Source organism: Sphingomonas xinjiangensis, assembly GCF_014199255.1.
GTDB lineage: Bacteria > Pseudomonadota > Alphaproteobacteria > Sphingomonadales > Sphingomonadaceae > Sphingomonas > Sphingomonas xinjiangensis.
Genome location: NZ_JACIJF010000007.1, coordinates 173,057 through 187,092 on the forward strand (window position 1 = coordinate 173,057; position 14,036 = coordinate 187,092).

The window sequence follows — 14,036 nt, forward strand, 5'->3', positions numbered from 1 at the left end:
CGCCGGAGACTGCTTATGCAATCTTTTGGCGCACGAAGGCGCCGGCCGAGACATTGAGCCTCGGCCGGCGCTGAAATCCGCCCCTTGGTCCCCCTTACGCGGAGGGGAGGCCAGAGCGCTTAAACCGTCGGCTTGCCGTCGACGCGGCGCGGAGTGGTGGTGTCTTCGCGCAGTTCAGCCGGAAGCAGGGCTTCGGGTAGGTCCTGGTACGACACCGGCCGCACGAAGCGGTCAATCGCCAGCGTACCCACCGACGTGCTGCGTCCGTCCGAGGTCGAGGGGAACGGACCGCCATGAACTATTGCGTCAGTCACTTCGACGCCGGTCGGCCAGCCATTGCACAGGATGCGCCCCACCAGATGCTCGAGCACCGGCACCAGCCGCTGCGCGATTTCGGTATCGGCGTCATCAAGGTGTAGCGTGGTGGTCAGCTGCCCTTCGAGCAAGCCGACGACCTTGAGCATCTCTTCGACATCGGCACAGCGCACCAGCAGCGAGCTTGCGCCGAACACTTCCTCGGCATGGCTGGGATCGGCGATGAAGTCCGCGCCGGTCATGGTGAACAGCGCACCGCGGCCACAGGTCGGGCCGGTCGGCTCCTGACCCTGCGCCAGCAGCTTGAGCGCAGGGGCCGAGGCGAGCTTGGCGACGCCGCTTTCATAGGCCTTGTGGATGCCCGGGGTCAGCATGGTCGCGCCGGCGGAGCCGGTCATCGCTTCCGAAGCGGTTTCCAAGAAGCGCTCCAGATCGGGGCCCTCGATCGCCAGCACCAGACCGGGATTGGTGCAGAACTGGCCGGCACCCATCGTCACGGAGGCGACATACGCCTTGCCCAGCGCTTCGGCGCGCGACGCCAGCGCTGCGGGCAGCAAGAACACCGGGTTCACGCTGCTCATCTCGGCGTAGACAGGGATCGGCACCGGGCGGGCCTGGGCCAGCTTCATCAGCGCCAGGCCACCGCCACGTGAGCCGGTGAAGCCCACCGCCTTGATGCGCGGATCGCTGACCAGCGCGCCGCCGATCTCGTTGCCGATGCCGTTTACCAGCGAGAACACGCCTTCGGGCATGCCGGTCTGCTCGGCAGCCTTGAGGATCGCGCCCGCGACCATCTCGGACGTGCCGGGATGCGCGCTGTGCCCCTTCACCACCACGGGGCAGCCGGCGGCAAGCGCCGCGGCGGTGTCACCACCCGCTACTGAGAAGGCGAGCGGGAAGTTGCTGGCGCCGAACACCGCGACCGGGCCGAGCGGCACCATGCGCAGGCGCAGATCGGGCTTGGGCAGCGGAGCCCGGTCCGGGATCGCATGATCGATGCGCACGCGCAGATAGTCGCCCAGGCGCAGCTCCTTGGCGAACAGGCGCAGCTGGCCGGCGGTGCGGCCGCGCTCACCGGTCAGGCGCGCCTGAGGCAGGCCGCTTTCCTGCATGGCGCGTTCCACCAGCGCGTCCCCAAGCGCTTCGATTTCCGAGGCGATGGCTTCGAGGAAGGCGGCGCGCTGTTCACGTGGCAGGTTGGAATAAGGCAGGAACGCCGCTTGGGCCGCCGCGCAGGCCGCTTCCAGGTCCTCGGTCGTCGCGTTGCTGAAGCTCGGCTCGATCTCTTGGCCCGTCGCGGCGGCGATCGCCTTGAAGCCCGGGCCATCCCGCTTCACGCGCTTCGCCGCGATGAACAATTCTCCAGTCAGCGCCATCTCTAGAACTCCAATCTCAACGGTACCGGTAACAGGACCGCGACTTAGGCCTAGCTGCGCGCCCGTTCAATGCCGCTGACCAGCGAATGTGGCGCGTGATCGGTGATGATGGTGATAGCCCGCGCGCCGGTGGAGGAGACGGAGGGATTCGAACCCTCGATACGGTTTCCCGTATGACGCTTTAGCAAAGCGTTGGTTTCAGCCACTCACCCACGTCTCCGGAAGGGGCTAGAGGTCGAGCGCTATAGCGACGGATTTTCCGGGGATCAACGGGAAGAAACGAGAAGGTGCTAAATTGCTCCTCCGTGCCGCCTGTTCATTGTAGCGTCAGTGGCCCGGCTCTATGGTGCACCAGTAAATTCCGGGGTTTTGGGGCAATCGGCTATGCGTATCGGCAAGTGGTTCTCGGGCGTGGCGGCGGCGCTGATCGGGTTGGCGGCGGTGCCCGCCACGGCGCAGATGACGACCATCGATCCCAACACCGCGATCGATTCGGACCTAGACACGCCGCCAGTCCGGCAGGACGGCCCTGCTCCTTCGGACTATGGCCCGTATCGCGAACCGGAACCCGCACAGCCGCGGCCGCAACCTGCTGCGCCGGTGCAGGCCGCACCTGCCACCAACGCGCGCGAACGGGCGACCGACACGTTTGAGCAGGACGAGTTGTTGAGCGCCGCGGAAGGCGTGTTCGGCAAGGGGGCCTCGGGTCTTGCCGGGCTCCTCGAGAACATCCTGAAGGATCAAGGGCGCCCCAACGCGTATATCGCGGGCAGCGAGGCGGCGGGCGCCATCGGCGTCGGGCTACGCTATGGCTCGGGTCGCATGTTCCACCGCATCGAAGGCGAGCGCCCGGTTTATTGGACCGGCCCCTCGATCGGCTTCGACGTTGGCGGCGACGCTAACAAGGTGTTCGTGCTCGTTTATAATCTCTACGACAGCCAGGAGCTCTACAAGCGGTTCCCGTCCGGCGAGGGCCGCGCCTATTTCGTCGGCGGGTTCTCGGCAAGCTACATGCGTCGCGGCGATGTGGTGCTGATCCCGGTGCGGCTGGGCGTCGGCTGGCGGCTGGGCGTGAACGCCGGGTACATGAAGTTCAGCGAGAAGCAGCGCTGGCTGCCCTTCTGACACCCCACGATCAAACCGCGCGTGGGATCATAGTTGTCCCGCGTCGTTCCGCGGTATGACTATCCTGCCGCTCGCATTGGCCAGCCTGCTTACAGTCAATTTTTGGACGCTGCTGCGCTTCCGCGACGACAAACGTCGTGCGGTCGCCGGCAAGCGGCGGGTTCCCGAGCGGGACCTGCTCACGCTTGCCCTGTTCGGCGGCACCCCGGCCGCGTTCCTTGCCCGGCACCTGTTTCGGCACAAGACGCGCAAGCAACCCTTCTCCACTTATCTTCAGCTTGTCGCGATGGTGCAGCTGGGTGCGATCGCCGGGCTCGCCTGGACGTTCGCTATTTAAAGCCCGAACAGCCCGCGTCGCCGTCGTGGCGCAGGCGCCGGATCGGGCGGCAGCTGCTCGACCATCCAGCTGTGGTTTTCCACGATTGTCGCGGCAACGGCACGCCCCTGCCGATCACGCGACGGCCTGAAGCGGAAGCGTTCGCGGATAAGCCGGCAGGTGGTAGCGTCGAGCAACCGGCTGCCGCTCGACTTCGTGATCTCGCAATCCACGACGCGGCCATCGGTCCAGACGGTATAGCGCACCCCCACCGTGCCGCCGATGCCGGTCTCCGCGAGTGCGTCGGGAAAGTCGGAGTCGCGTATCCGCCCGCGGACCCATTCGGGCGGCGTCTCCTCTCGCCCGCCACCGTCGCCGTCGCCATCGCCAGCACCGCCGCTGCCCCGGCCCTTGCCGACACCACCGCTGCCGAAGCCCGGACCCGGAATGTCGGCACTGCCCGCCGAAGGCATCGCGCCGGTGCCTGCGATCGGCGCAGCGACGACGGGGGGCTTCACGGGAAGCGGGATCACAGGCGTTGGCGCAACCACTTCGGTCGGTTCGGCACGCAGGTTCGGCGGCGACGCTTCCCCTTCCGGCCTGCCGGTCCGCCGGCGCGGCTGAACGGGTTTGGGCTTTTCGGGCGGCACAACGGCGGGCGGCACTTGGAACACCGCCAACGCCGCCGGTTCGCGCGCCGTCCGGTGGACGGCCAAACCCCAGATCAGCCCCGCGCCCAGCGCGACCGTCAGCGCCGACGCGCCTAAAGCGGCTCTGGTCCGGTCGGCGTTACTGGAAGCAGTGAACGGCATGCCTGGATCTCCGGCCACACCGCGCGGCCGCTCGATCCTTCAGATAGGCAGCCCCACCTCAAGCGAAAGAGGCGATCAACCGAACTCCACGGCCTCGAACCGCACCGGCTCGCCGATGGCCGCGTCCGCCAGCGCGCCTTCCCACATCACCTGCGCGCCGCGGATGAAGGTGCCGACCGGCCTGCCGGTCAGCGTCATGCCGGTAAAAGGCGACCAGCCACATTTCGACGCCAGCCAGCTTTCCTGGATCGTCCAGCGCGCCTTCAGGTCAACCACGGTAAAGTCGGCGTCGTAACCAACAGCGATCCGCCCCTTGCCGGCAATGCCGAATACCCGCTGCGGCCCGGCACTGGTCAAGTCGATCAGCCGCTGCAGCGTCAGCCGTCCTTCGGCGACATGGTTGAGCATCAGCGGCAGCAGCGTCTGCACGCCGGGCATGCCGCTCGGGCTCGCCGGATAGGGCCTGGCCTTTTCCTCGCGCGTGTGCGGCGCGTGGTCCGATCCCATCACATCGACCACGCCCTGACGCAGCCATTCGAACAACCCGTCGCGGTGCGCGCCAGATCGGATCGGCGGGTTCATCTGCGCATAGGTGCCCAGCCGCGGATAGGCCTCTTCGCCCGCCAGGGTCAGGTGCTGCGGTGTCACTTCGCAGGTGGCGATGTCCTTGTGCTGCCCCAGCAGCGCCAACTCGGCGGGCGTGGTCACGTGCAGCACATGGATGCGGCGCTTGGCCGCGCGTGCCAGCCGCAGGATTCGCTGGGTGGCCAGCAAGGCGCTTTCGTCGTCTCGCCAGACGGGATGGGAGCGCGGATCGCCCTCGATCCGCTCGCCCGCCCGTGCGTTCATCCGCGCCTCGTCCTCGGCATGGATCGCGACGCGGCGCTTGCCCGAGGCGAGCACGCGAGCAAGGTTGTCGTCGTCGGAAACCAGCAGGTCGCCCGTCGACGCGCCCATGAAGATCTTGACGCCGGCCGTACCCGGCAGCCGCTCCAGCTCGGCAAGGGCATCGGCATTATGGTTGGTCGCGCCGACATAGAAAGCGTGATCGCACCACATCCGCCCCTTGGCGCGCGACAGCTTATCGTTGATCGCACCGGCACTGTCGGTATTCGGCTTGGTGTTCGGCATCTCGAACACCGCGGTGACGCCGCCCAGCACCGCGGCACGGCTACCGCTTTCCAGGTCTTCCTTGGCCTCAAGCCCGGGCTCGCGGAAATGGACCTGGCTGTCGATCACGCCGGGCAGGATGTCGAGCCCGGTGCAGTCGACGGTCGCACCCGCGTCGCCGACGCTGCCGATGGCGACGATGCGCCCACCAGAGACGCCCACATCCACGTCCGCCGGCCCGCCCGGCAAATGCACTCGCCCGCCCGTCAGCTTCAGATCGATCCGTGCCATGTTTGCCTCTTCTTTCCGCGCCCGCCGCCTCCTACCTTTTCGCCATGACTGAAACCAGCCCCGGCACATGGCTCGCCGACCGCGCGCTTCTCCGCATCTCGGGCGAGGACGTGCGCGGGTTCCTGCAAGGGCTGCTTACGCAGGACCTCGCGCGCGTGACCCCCGGGCAGCCGCAATGGACCGGTCTGCTTACACCGCAGGGCAAGGCGCTGTTCGACTTCATCCTCTGGGACGATGGCGATGCGGTCCTGATCGATTGCGAGGCCACGCAGCGCGAGACGCTCGCGCGGCGGCTCACCATGTACCGCCTGCGCCGGGCGATCGCGATTGAGCCGGTCGAGGGTGGCGCGCATTGGTCGCGCAATAGCGGGCAAGGGGCGCACGATCCGCGCCTGGCCGCATTGGGCTATCGCTGGCTTGGGGAAGCGGCAGGCGCGCCAGCGCTCGACTGGCACGCGCATCGCCTGTCGCTTGGCGTGACCGAGGGCGCGGGTGAGCTCGGCCAGGACAAGACGCTGTGGCTCGAATGCAATGCCGAGCCGCTGAACGGCGTCAGCTATTCCAAGGGCTGCTATGTCGGACAGGAGAACACCGCCCGCATGCACTATCGCGCCAAAGTCAGCCGCCGCCTGGTGGTGGCGCCGCTGGCGGAAGCGGGCGACCGCACCCGCGCGGTGTACCCGCATTTCGGGCTGATGGTCGAGTTGCGCCGGGTGGAGGCGCTGGGCGATGCCCTGGTCGCGGATTGGCTGGCGGAAGCACTTGCTCCGGCCTCGGAACCTGCCGCCTGATCGGCTGCGGCGTGGACAGTGCCTAGAGAAGCCGGTGCGCTTGCACCCGGTTGCGCTTGCATGCCCGAATCGGGTCCTTAGGATCGGCCAAAGGAGCGTGGCATGCGGATGATCGGCTTGATCGGCGGCATGAGCTGGGAAAGCTCTGCCGAATATTATCGCATTTTGAATGAGGGGGTTCGCGACCGGCTCGGTGCGACTGCGTCTGCCCGGTGCCTGCTCTGGTCCTTTGATTTCTCAGAGGTCGAAGCACTCCAGCAGCGGGGTGACTGGGACGGGTTGACGGCCTCGATGGTGGATGCCGCACAGCGGCTCGAAGCGGCTGGTGCGGATATGCTGCTGATTTGCACGAACACGATGCATCGAATGGCGTCCGCGATCGAAGCGGCGACCAGCATACCCCTTCTCCATATCGCCGATCCAACGGCGGAGCGAGTCAAGAGCACGGGTATCCGCAGGGTAGGGCTGCTTGGCACCGCCTTTACGATGGAGCACAGCTTCTACAAAGATCGGCTGCGCGATCGGCATGGATTGGACGTCATCGTTCCCGGTGAGATCGACCGGGCTATTGTTCACCGGATCATCTACGACGAACTTGTTGGTGGCCGGGTGCTGCCAACCTCGCGAGAAGCATGCAGAGGTGTCATCTCGCGCCTGGTGCAGAATGGTGCGGAGGCCGTGATCCTGGGTTGTACCGAGCTGATGCTGTTGGTGCGCCCTGACGACAGCGCGGTCCCCTTGTTCGACACCACGGCTCTTCATGCACAGGCCGCAGTGGCGATCGCGCTGACCGACTAGGTTTGCCAACCCCGTTCCCAGGTTCAGCGGCGCAGGCCCGCCGGCGGCCGGTAGTGGATCATGCTCCGGTAGCGGGCTAGCAATGCCCAAGCACAAGCAGGCCGCCTCCCGCGCACAAGTGCCTGCACCACAGGGCCATCGCTTCGCGCTGGGAGAGACCGGCGCGGCCGCTAAGCCGCTCCCGAAGAAGCTGAAAGGGCCGGCGTGTTCCGGGTCCAAGCTCCGTCACGCTGCCAACAGAGGTAGACAAAGAAAAAGGGAGGCCGGTTGCCCGGCCTCCCCAATTCTTTCCAGTCCGGATGGACCGGGCAGGATTACATGCCCGAGCCAGGACCGTACGTGATTTCCACGCGGCGGTTCTGAAGCTCGCGGACACCGTCGGCGGTGTCGACGCGCGGACGGCTTTCACCGAACGCTTCGGTCGAGATGACACCGTCGGAGATGCCACGACCGGTGAGGTAGCCCTTGACCGAGTCAGCGCGACGCTGGGACAGACCAACGTTGTAGCTGGCCGAGCCCGAACGGTCAGCGTGGCCTGCCAGGACGACGCGGGTGTTCGCGCAGTTCTGATAGTTGCTGATCGCGTTGTCGAGGATGCTCGAAGCTTCCGGCGTGATGTCCGACTTATCCCAGTCGAAGAACACGATGTACGGCCCAGGCGTGCAGACCACTGCCGGCGGCGGCGTTTCAGCGACCGGCGGCGGGGTGTAAGCAGGCTCAGCCGGCGGAGCGACGGGCTCAGGCATCGGCTCAGGTGCGCCGAAGTTGAAGGTCAGGCCGCCCAGGATGCTGTGCGAACGCATGCGACCGCTGACTTCTGCGCCGCTGGCGGAGACCAGGTCGACGCCCGGTGCGTTGAAGAAGCGATACTTCAGCGAGACGTCGACATTGTCGGACAGCGGTGCGCGGATACCCGCGATCGCCTGCCATGCAACCACCGTGTCGGAGTCATCGACGATGTCCGAAGCGGTGCTCAGCGCGAGGCGCGACTTGACGCGGGCGACACCGATACCGGGCCCAACAAAGCCCTGCACGCCGTCGTCATCACCGAAGTCCCACAGGCCGTTGACCATGAAGCTCAGCGCGGTGGTGCGGCCACCGGCGCCGTCATAGCTGCCAGCCACTGCGCCAGGCAGCGGGACCGACGAGGTCAGGCCATCGACGGTTGCCGACTTGTAGCCGACTTCGGCTTCAAGACGGAACACGCCCAGGTCGTAACCGACCGTCGCGTCGACGTCATAGCCATAGTTGTGATCAACAGACAGCGCGTCTTCGACCGAACCAACGTTCCAGTCGATGTCTTCAACGATCATCGCGCCGCCTTCGACGCCCACATACCACGCGTTGTCGCGGGCAAGGGCGGGCGTGCTGAGCGCGGTGGTCGCTAGCGCCAAGGTAATGGCAAGCTTCCGCATATTAAACCCCTTTCTCGATTGTCACTGAGACAGCGACAAAATCACTATCGAAACGAATGTATCCACGCAAGCGCACAAATCGGGGGACTGTTGCATCATCGTCACAGTTGGTCCGAGGCAATCAGACCATGCGTACGCAATGCTTCCAGTACCGCAACGATTGCGGCCCGCGCTTGCCCATCAACCACTATACCCCCTGCTGGTTCCGCGACTGCGAGACCTCTTCTGCCAACTACCTGTACACCCTCGACAAAAACTTTCCCATGCACCTCTCCGATGCGCCAATCACCGTCGCGGAACAGCGCGAAGCCGGTCTCGGCCCCCGCCCAGACCCGCATGCCCTCGCGCGGCGCGAGAAAACGCCATCCTCCTGCCGACCATGCTGCAAGTGCGTTCGCATGCCCCTGCCAAGCACCGGTCGGATCCGCACCGACGATCCAGCACTGCCCGTCCTCGGGCCTATCCGGCGGCGACTCGGCACCGATCGCAGTCGCCATGCCGCTCACCAGTGCGTCCAGCAGCAGCAGCGCCTCGTTGTGCGTCATTTCCTTCTGCGCCTGTCCCGCCGCCAGCATCGGCAGCCCCAGCCGTGGTGTCCCATCGTGGCTCATATCCTATCCCCACCCTTCCTGCGCCGCAGTTCGGCGGCCGGTGACAATCCATGCGAGCCGATCTGCTGCACGGCGACGATCCGCAGCACGCTGGACGCGATCTCGCCGATCACCCCCAGCGCCACGCCGCGCAGATCCTCGAACCCCAGCTTGCCGGTGCGCACCGCGCGTCCCAGCGCCGTCTCGATCGCTTGCCCCGCGCGGTTGACGCCCGCCTCCAGCGGCCCTTCCAGGCTGCCCCGCATCTCGGCCACATCCTGGGCGAACGCCCGCGTATCGGCACGCACGCTGACCACCGGACGCTCGATCTCTTCATCCATCGGGAAAAAGCTCCTTCAGCCGCGCGACCTCCGCCGCCCCGGGCGGCGCGACCACCTCACCGCGCGCCGCGCCCACCAGCGCCGCCAGCTCAGCCGGCGTCGCATTCCAAAAGACGTCCGGGCTCCACCCGAACACCAGTCCCGCCAGCCCAGCGAGACGAGCGGAACACCCGCCGAAATCCTCCCCCGTCACCGCCCCGCCAAAATCTGGCCGATCAGCACCTTCAGCGCCGGCGTCGCCGCCACCAGCCCCCCGGCCACCACATTCTCGGCGAACACCTCGCGCCTCCCGGCGAACGGCTCGCGCAAACAATGCCAGAACAGGCCGACCATCTCGCTTAGGCCAGCATCCGCACGCGGAACTCGCACAGCGCGGCCCAACGGCCTTCGCCCTCACGCACCACCCGGCTGCGCACCGCGCTCAGGCTCGCCACCCGCCAGCCTTCGCCCAACATCCGCGGCAACCCCAGCACCGCTGCCTCGACCTCGCCGACCAGCCCGCGCAGCCGCCGGGGTGACACTCCCTGATCGAACAGGGTGACGCTCAGCCGCCCTTCGCGCCCAACGAGATCCTTGGTGCTCCAATCGGTCAGCAGCGCATCCTCGACCAGCGCATAGGGCCGCACGCCTCTCACTGGCTGCGCATCGAACACGCCGCTGATCTTGGCCATCAGCGGCGCATGACCGCCCAGCACCGCCGCTAGCGCGTCGGCCAGCACGTCATGCGCGCTCATCGCAGCAGTCCTCCGAGCCAGCGTAAGCCAGGCTCGGCAAGCATCCGCCGCCCGAGCCCGGCCCCGCGCACCACCACCGGCTCCGGCTCGACGTCCACGGTTAGCTCTGGAAAGGCTTCCCGCACGTCCTCGCCCAGCCGCGACGCGGCGTCCGCCGCCGCGCGTTCGCCGCGCGCTCTCGCGCGCGCCTCCAGCCGCTCCATCACAACCGCACCCGCCGCCACGGCCGCCACAACGCCGCCACTGCCGCGGGCGGCGCTCCCCCGATCGCCCGCGCTTCGAACAGATGCGCCGCGAGCAACACCACGCCCTGCGTGATCGGCGCCGGCAGCGCGTCCCAGCCCTCAGCCAGCCCCGCGCGGAACCCGACCTGCACCAGCCGTGCATCGCCTGGCGCGGTCACCCGCACCCAACCTTGTCCGACCGCGTCCAGGTCGATCGCGAACCGGTCCGCCGGCAACGCCGCCCCATCGGGCGTGCGGACCGCTTCAATCGCGGTCACCGGCGTCACCTCCAGCCGCCGCCATGCCCGGTCCGCCGGCAGCAGTTCCTGCCAGCCGCGCACGATCAGGCTTGCGCCGGTAAACGCCTCGCACAGCGCCATCGCCGCCGCGACATGCCCGCTCAGCGCCGCGTCCTCTGCGTCCCCCAAGATGCGCAGATGCGCCTTGGCCGCGTCGCGCGCGGCTGCCAGCGCCGCCGCCGGAAATGGCGGTGCGTCCATAAACCCCTCCTATGTTTCGCAAGAAAAGGGGCCGCGCCGTAGCCCCCGCGCCGGCGCGGCCCGCTCCGCCGCCCGTCAGGCTGCGGAGAACTTGAGCACCTTTATCGCCTCCGAATTGCTCACCATTCCGCCGACGCGCTTGGTGGCATAGAAGTAGACGAACGGCTTGTTGCTGTACGGATCGCGCAGGATCTGCGTCTCCTGCCGCTCGGCGATCAGATATCCCGCCTTGAAGTTGCCGAACGCCACCGCAAGCGCATCCGCGCCGATGTCGGGCATGTCCTCGGCCTCGAACACCGGATAGCCGAGCAGCGTGCCGGGCTGTCCCATCGCCAGCCCCGGCGCCCACAGCAGCCCGCCATCACTGGTCCGGAACTTGCGCACCCGCGCCAGCGTGGCCGAGTTCATCACCCAGCAGGCGCCCTGGCGGTATGGCGGGCGCAGCGCGTGGACCAGGTCGATCAGCCGCTCCTTGGGGTTGATCGCGAAGGCGCCGGGTGCCCCGCTCGCCAGATACTGAATCGTCCCGAACGGCCGCGCCGCGTCGCCTTGCGCCGATACCGGCCCGGTGAGGAATCCCTTGAGCTTGTTCACGCCATTGCCGCGCACGAACGCCGCGCCTTCGGCAGTTGCGAACTCGCGCGCCACTTCGCTCGCCAGCCATGCCTCGACATCGAACGCGGCATCGTCAAGCATCGCCTGGCTCGCCGCCGGATTGGCGTAGAGGTCGCCCGAAGGCGGCGCGACTTCGTTGAACACCGGCGTTTCGGTCTCGTCGCGCGCCGCGGTCTCCGCCGCCCAACCGCTCTCGAACCCGCCGCTCGCCACCAGCTTGCGGTACCCGCTCGTTCCCACCTTTACGAAATTGGCGATGGCGCGGATCGGCGACACCGCCTTCAGCGTCGCGTCGATCTGCCCATCGATCTCCTCGGGCACCGCATAGCCGCCACTAGCGCCGTCCACCCCCGACATCGCCTTCACTTCCACCGCGCCATGCCCGGCGCGCAGGAACCCGTCGAACGCGGCAGTTCTCGCCGCTCGCCCGCCCGCCAGCATCGGCCGCGCCGTCACCACGCCCGCCGCTTCCACCGCATTCGAAGCTCGTCACAATCCCGTCCATCACCATCTCCCCACGCCAAAAGACCCTCCCCGAGCTGCGCTCGGGGAGGGGGACCATCCGCAAAGCGGATGGTGGAGGGGCCGCCGCAGGCGGAAGCCCCAACTCAGAAATTCAGAAAGTCTCCACCGCATGCACCCGCGCCAGCGGCTGCATCGGCTGCGCGACCAGGCTCACTTCCATGAGCTCCAGCCGCCGGATTTCGCGCCGCAGCCCCTGCCGCGCCTCCGCAACCCGGTACCCGAAGGACAGCCCCGTCACTGCGCCGCTCGCCACGCGCTCGGCCAGCCTGGCCTCCTCCACCGACCCGACCACCCGCAGCCCATGGCGGTCTTCCCCCAACAGCTCGATCCGCCCCACCGGCCACCCCTGATGCTGCCAGAGCAGCGGCATGCTCGCTGGCGACCCGAACGCGCCGGGCCGCAGCACGTTGCCGCCGCGGTCCGCCACGCCGAACACCGCCGCGTACCCGGCGAACCGCACCCTCATTTCAGCCAGCCGGGAAAGCCCAGCTTCACCGCCAGTCCGACCAGCACCAGCGCCGCGATCATCCGCCCGAACGATCCCCACGCCGCCTTGAACGCCGACCGCTTGGCGTCGCGCCACGCCCCCAGCAGTTCGCGCAGCTCGGCCATGTCCTTGGCCGCGCCGGCATCCTCCAGCCCCAGCCGGGCGAGCGCCCGCCGCGCCCCCAATCCCCCTGCTTCCTTCGCGATCGCACGCAGCGTACCCACGCTCGCGCCATCGCCGCGCGCCTGCTCCATCAGCCGCGCCAGCACCGTTCCGTCTTCCATGTTCCCGCTCCCGGTTGCGGCGCACCGCCCCGGCGCCTAGGCCGGGCGAATGCGCCGCTGGTTGTTCCCCTTGGCCGTGCTCGCCACGGTCCTGCTCGCCGCCCTGTTGGTCTGGCTGTGGCGCACGGACGCGGTGCTCGTGCACAAATGCGCGAGCGCCGGCGGCACCTGGGACGGCGAAGCCCGCATCTGCAATGTCGGCACGCTCACAGTCCCGGCATCGCCCGCTTCTCGGAGTCGCTGAGGAACTCGGCCCCCGCCACCTGCCGCCACAGCCGCTCGCGGTCCTCGGCCAGCGCCGTCACCCGGTTCAGGTCCACCCCCACCCGCGCATCGGCAAACCACGGCCGCAACGCCCCGCTCAGCGCGGCGAAAAAGTTCGCCGCCAGCGGCAGGATCGCCAGCCGCCACAGCGCCCGGTTGGCTTCGCGATAATTGGCATAGGCATTGTCGCCCGGCAGCCCGATCAGCATCGGCGGCACCCCGAACGCCAGCGCGATCTCGCGCGCCGCCGCCGCCTTCAGCCCGACGAAATCCATGTCCGCCGGCGTCAGGCTCATCGATTGCCATTTGAGCCCACCTTCCAGCAGCATCGGCCGTCCGGCGTGCGCCGCGCCCGAATAGCCGTTTTCCAGCTCGGCCTTGAGCAGATCGCGCTGCCCCGCCGACAACACGGCCCCTTCGCCCGGATCATAGACCAAAGCGCCCGAAGGCCGCGCCGCATTGTCGAGCAGCGCCTTGTTCCATCGCGTCGCGGCATTGTGGATCGCCACCGTCCCCGCCGCCGCCCCCAGGCATCCCAGCCCTTGATGATCGTCCAGCGGATGAAACGCCTTCACATGCACCACCGCCGGACGCCCCGCGGCATCCTCCGCCGGCAGCCGCGTGACATGCGCCCCGACTTTGTAGCGATACGCCACCGGCCAGCCCTGCGCGTCGGCCTCCACGCTCACTCGCTCCGGCCGCAGCGCATACAGCTCGCGCAGCCGGCCTTTGCCGTCGCTCAGCAGCTGGACATAGGCGTTGCCGTGCAACAGCAGCTGCGCGGCGGCCACTTCGGTCAACGCCTGCCCGCCCGACCGCGCCTGCACCAGCGCCAGCAGGTCGGGGTCTGACGCCTCCAGCGGCGCCCCGCCCACGCTTTCGCTCACCAGCTTCACTGCCCGCTGCGCCACCGGATTGCGCAAATACCCGTCGCGCGCCTGCGCCTCATATCCCAGCGGCCAATCCCCACCGCCGCCCACGCCCCAGCCACCCGCCAACGGCGCCCGCACGCCTCCGCGCGCGGACTTATACCAACCTGCATTGATCAGAACCGACATGCCCACTGGCGCCGGCCGATGGTCATGATGCGCCAAGGCTGATCGACGAGCCTGTTCCAAGCCTC

At 67.9% G+C, this 14,036-nt stretch carries 20 protein-coding genes and 1 tRNA gene; 5 read left to right on the forward strand and 16 right to left on the reverse strand.

Going from position 1 to position 14,036, the window contains the following annotated elements; translation table 11 throughout:
* Window positions 1-119 precede the first annotated feature (119 nt).
* Both FHT02_RS13110 and FHT02_RS13115 read right to left on the reverse strand, forming a co-directional pair.
* Window positions 120-1,691: an aldehyde dehydrogenase (NADP(+)) gene (locus FHT02_RS13110; protein ID WP_184088233.1), complete on the reverse strand. Its 1,572-nt coding sequence runs from the start codon at window positions 1,689-1,691 to the stop codon at window positions 120-122.
* A 130-nt stretch (window positions 1,692-1,821) separates the two neighbouring features.
* Window positions 1,822-1,911 (reverse strand) — tRNA-Ser (locus FHT02_RS13115).
* A 164-nt stretch (window positions 1,912-2,075) separates the two neighbouring features.
* Here FHT02_RS13115 and FHT02_RS13120 point away from each other — a divergent pair.
* Together FHT02_RS13120 and FHT02_RS13125 are read left to right on the forward strand one after the other, a co-directional pair.
* Window positions 2,076-2,816 carry a DUF1134 domain-containing protein gene (locus FHT02_RS13120; RefSeq protein ID WP_184088235.1) on the forward strand — a complete coding sequence of 247 codons (741 nt, stop codon included), beginning with the start codon at window positions 2,076-2,078 and terminating at the stop codon, window positions 2,814-2,816.
* Window positions 2,817-2,871: 55 nt separating this feature from the next.
* Complete coding sequence (locus FHT02_RS13125; RefSeq protein ID WP_184088237.1) at window positions 2,872-3,153, forward strand: DUF1294 domain-containing protein; 282 nt, start codon at window positions 2,872-2,874, stop codon at window positions 3,151-3,153.
* On the opposite strand, the gene FHT02_RS13130 is transcribed toward FHT02_RS13125, so the two are convergent.
* Window positions 3,150-3,944, reverse strand: coding sequence for an energy transducer TonB (locus FHT02_RS13130; RefSeq protein WP_184088239.1), 795 nt, complete (start codon window positions 3,942-3,944; stop codon window positions 3,150-3,152). The two genes, FHT02_RS13125 and FHT02_RS13130, sit on opposite strands and share 4 nt — an antisense overlap.
* A 75-nt stretch (window positions 3,945-4,019) precedes the next feature.
* Entirely contained in the window at window positions 4,020-5,345 is a 1,326-nt protein-coding gene (locus tag FHT02_RS13135; RefSeq protein ID WP_184088241.1) for a dihydroorotase, read from the reverse strand.
* A 44-nt stretch (window positions 5,346-5,389) separates the two neighbouring features.
* On the opposite strand from FHT02_RS13135, the gene ygfZ reads away from it, so the two are divergent.
* Window positions 5,390-6,136, forward strand: a complete 747-nt coding sequence (gene ygfZ, locus FHT02_RS13140) for a CAF17-like 4Fe-4S cluster assembly/insertion protein YgfZ (RefSeq protein WP_184088243.1) — start codon at window positions 5,390-5,392, stop codon at window positions 6,134-6,136.
* 102 nt (window positions 6,137-6,238) lie between these two features.
* Window positions 6,239-6,934: an aspartate/glutamate racemase family protein gene (locus FHT02_RS13145; protein ID WP_184088244.1), complete on the forward strand. Its 696-nt coding sequence runs from the start codon at window positions 6,239-6,241 to the stop codon at window positions 6,932-6,934.
* A 314-nt stretch (window positions 6,935-7,248) separates the two neighbouring features.
* Here FHT02_RS13145 and FHT02_RS13150 read toward each other — a convergent pair whose 3' ends face one another.
* The 11 genes from FHT02_RS13150 to FHT02_RS13200 form a co-directional block, all read right to left on the reverse strand.
* Window positions 7,249-8,349, reverse strand: a complete 1,101-nt coding sequence (locus tag FHT02_RS13150; RefSeq protein ID WP_184088246.1) for an OmpA family protein — start codon at window positions 8,347-8,349, stop codon at window positions 7,249-7,251.
* Window positions 8,350-8,450: 101 nt separating this feature from the next.
* On the reverse strand, window positions 8,451-8,960 hold the full coding sequence (locus FHT02_RS13155) for a DUF2793 domain-containing protein (protein ID WP_184088248.1): 510 nt from the start codon (window positions 8,958-8,960) through the stop codon (window positions 8,451-8,453).
* Complete coding sequence (locus FHT02_RS13160; RefSeq protein WP_184088250.1) at window positions 8,957-9,280, reverse strand: hypothetical protein; 324 nt, start codon at window positions 9,278-9,280, stop codon at window positions 8,957-8,959. The genes FHT02_RS13155 and FHT02_RS13160 overlap by 4 nt, the downstream gene beginning before the upstream one ends.
* A complete protein-coding gene (locus FHT02_RS13165; protein ID WP_184088252.1) occupies window positions 9,273-9,473 on the reverse strand; it encodes a phage tail assembly chaperone in 201 nt (66 codons plus the stop codon). Before FHT02_RS13165 ends, FHT02_RS13160 begins: the two co-directional genes overlap by 8 nt.
* Window positions 9,470-9,613 carry a hypothetical protein gene (locus FHT02_RS13170; protein ID WP_184088254.1) on the reverse strand — a complete coding sequence of 48 codons (144 nt, stop codon included), beginning with the start codon at window positions 9,611-9,613 and terminating at the stop codon, window positions 9,470-9,472. The genes FHT02_RS13165 and FHT02_RS13170 overlap by 4 nt, the downstream gene beginning before the upstream one ends.
* Before the next feature lie 5 nt (window positions 9,614-9,618).
* Window positions 9,619-10,014 (reverse strand): tail completion protein gp17, encoded by a 396-nt coding sequence (gene gp17, locus FHT02_RS13175; protein ID WP_184088256.1) that lies wholly within the window; start codon window positions 10,012-10,014, stop codon window positions 9,619-9,621.
* Window positions 10,011-10,217, reverse strand: coding sequence for a hypothetical protein (locus FHT02_RS13180; protein ID WP_184088257.1), 207 nt, complete (start codon window positions 10,215-10,217; stop codon window positions 10,011-10,013). The genes gp17 and FHT02_RS13180 overlap by 4 nt, the downstream gene beginning before the upstream one ends.
* Window positions 10,217-10,738 (reverse strand): head-tail connector protein, encoded by a 522-nt coding sequence (locus FHT02_RS13185; RefSeq protein WP_184088259.1) that lies wholly within the window; start codon window positions 10,736-10,738, stop codon window positions 10,217-10,219. Before FHT02_RS13185 ends, FHT02_RS13180 begins: the two co-directional genes overlap by 1 nt.
* 75 nt (window positions 10,739-10,813) lie before the next feature.
* Window positions 10,814-11,794, reverse strand: a complete 981-nt coding sequence (locus FHT02_RS13190; RefSeq protein WP_184088301.1) for a phage major capsid protein — start codon at window positions 11,792-11,794, stop codon at window positions 10,814-10,816.
* Window positions 11,795-11,969: 175 nt separating this feature from the next.
* Window positions 11,970-12,344 carry an HK97 family phage prohead protease gene (locus FHT02_RS13195; protein ID WP_184088261.1) on the reverse strand — a complete coding sequence of 125 codons (375 nt, stop codon included), beginning with the start codon at window positions 12,342-12,344 and terminating at the stop codon, window positions 11,970-11,972.
* Complete coding sequence (locus FHT02_RS13200) at window positions 12,341-12,649, reverse strand: DUF6127 family protein (RefSeq protein ID WP_184088262.1); 309 nt, start codon at window positions 12,647-12,649, stop codon at window positions 12,341-12,343. Before FHT02_RS13200 ends, FHT02_RS13195 begins: the two co-directional genes overlap by 4 nt.
* Window positions 12,650-12,698: 49 nt before the next feature.
* On the opposite strand from FHT02_RS13200, the gene FHT02_RS13205 reads away from it, so the two are divergent.
* Window positions 12,699-12,893, forward strand: a complete 195-nt coding sequence (locus FHT02_RS13205; protein ID WP_184088264.1) for a hypothetical protein — start codon at window positions 12,699-12,701, stop codon at window positions 12,891-12,893.
* Here the strand turns inward: FHT02_RS13205 and FHT02_RS13210 are convergent.
* Window positions 12,856-13,971 (reverse strand): phage portal protein, encoded by a 1,116-nt coding sequence (locus FHT02_RS13210; RefSeq protein ID WP_184088266.1) that lies wholly within the window; start codon window positions 13,969-13,971, stop codon window positions 12,856-12,858. The genes FHT02_RS13205 and FHT02_RS13210 overlap by 38 nt on opposite strands.
* Window positions 13,972-14,036: the final 65 nt, after the last annotated feature.

Coding starts and splice junctions, on each gene's coding strand:
- FHT02_RS13110 (WP_184088233.1), bottom strand. CDS start 1,691: ATGGCGCTGACTGGAGAATTGTTCATCGCGGCGAAGCGCGTGAAGCGG.
- FHT02_RS13120 (WP_184088235.1), top strand. CDS start 2,076: ATGCGTATCGGCAAGTGGTTCTCGGGCGTGGCGGCGGCGCTGATCGGG.
- FHT02_RS13125 (WP_184088237.1), top strand. CDS start 2,872: ATGACTATCCTGCCGCTCGCATTGGCCAGCCTGCTTACAGTCAATTTT.
- FHT02_RS13130 (WP_184088239.1), bottom strand. CDS start 3,944: ATGCCGTTCACTGCTTCCAGTAACGCCGACCGGACCAGAGCCGCTTTA.
- FHT02_RS13135 (WP_184088241.1), bottom strand. CDS start 5,345: ATGGCACGGATCGATCTGAAGCTGACGGGCGGGCGAGTGCATTTGCCG.
- ygfZ (WP_184088243.1), top strand. CDS start 5,390: ATGACTGAAACCAGCCCCGGCACATGGCTCGCCGACCGCGCGCTTCTC.
- FHT02_RS13145 (WP_184088244.1), top strand. CDS start 6,239: ATGCGGATGATCGGCTTGATCGGCGGCATGAGCTGGGAAAGCTCTGCC.
- FHT02_RS13150 (WP_184088246.1), bottom strand. CDS start 8,349: ATGCGGAAGCTTGCCATTACCTTGGCGCTAGCGACCACCGCGCTCAGC.
- FHT02_RS13155 (WP_184088248.1), bottom strand. CDS start 8,960: ATGAGCCACGATGGGACACCACGGCTGGGGCTGCCGATGCTGGCGGCG.
- FHT02_RS13160 (WP_184088250.1), bottom strand. CDS start 9,280: ATGGATGAAGAGATCGAGCGTCCGGTGGTCAGCGTGCGTGCCGATACG.
- FHT02_RS13170 (WP_184088254.1), bottom strand. CDS start 9,613: ATGGTCGGCCTGTTCTGGCATTGTTTGCGCGAGCCGTTCGCCGGGAGG.
- gp17 (WP_184088256.1), bottom strand. CDS start 10,014: ATGAGCGCGCATGACGTGCTGGCCGACGCGCTAGCGGCGGTGCTGGGC.
- FHT02_RS13180 (WP_184088257.1), bottom strand. CDS start 10,217: ATGGAGCGGCTGGAGGCGCGCGCGAGAGCGCGCGGCGAACGCGCGGCG.
- FHT02_RS13185 (WP_184088259.1), bottom strand. CDS start 10,738: ATGGACGCACCGCCATTTCCGGCGGCGGCGCTGGCAGCCGCGCGCGAC.
- FHT02_RS13190 (WP_184088301.1), bottom strand. CDS start 11,794: ATGCTGGCGGGCGGGCGAGCGGCGAGAACTGCCGCGTTCGACGGGTTC.
- FHT02_RS13195 (WP_184088261.1), bottom strand. CDS start 12,344: ATGAGGGTGCGGTTCGCCGGGTACGCGGCGGTGTTCGGCGTGGCGGAC.
- FHT02_RS13200 (WP_184088262.1), bottom strand. CDS start 12,649: ATGGAAGACGGAACGGTGCTGGCGCGGCTGATGGAGCAGGCGCGCGGC.
- FHT02_RS13205 (WP_184088264.1), top strand. CDS start 12,699: ATGCGCCGCTGGTTGTTCCCCTTGGCCGTGCTCGCCACGGTCCTGCTC.
- FHT02_RS13210 (WP_184088266.1), bottom strand. CDS start 13,971: ATGTCGGTTCTGATCAATGCAGGTTGGTATAAGTCCGCGCGCGGAGGC.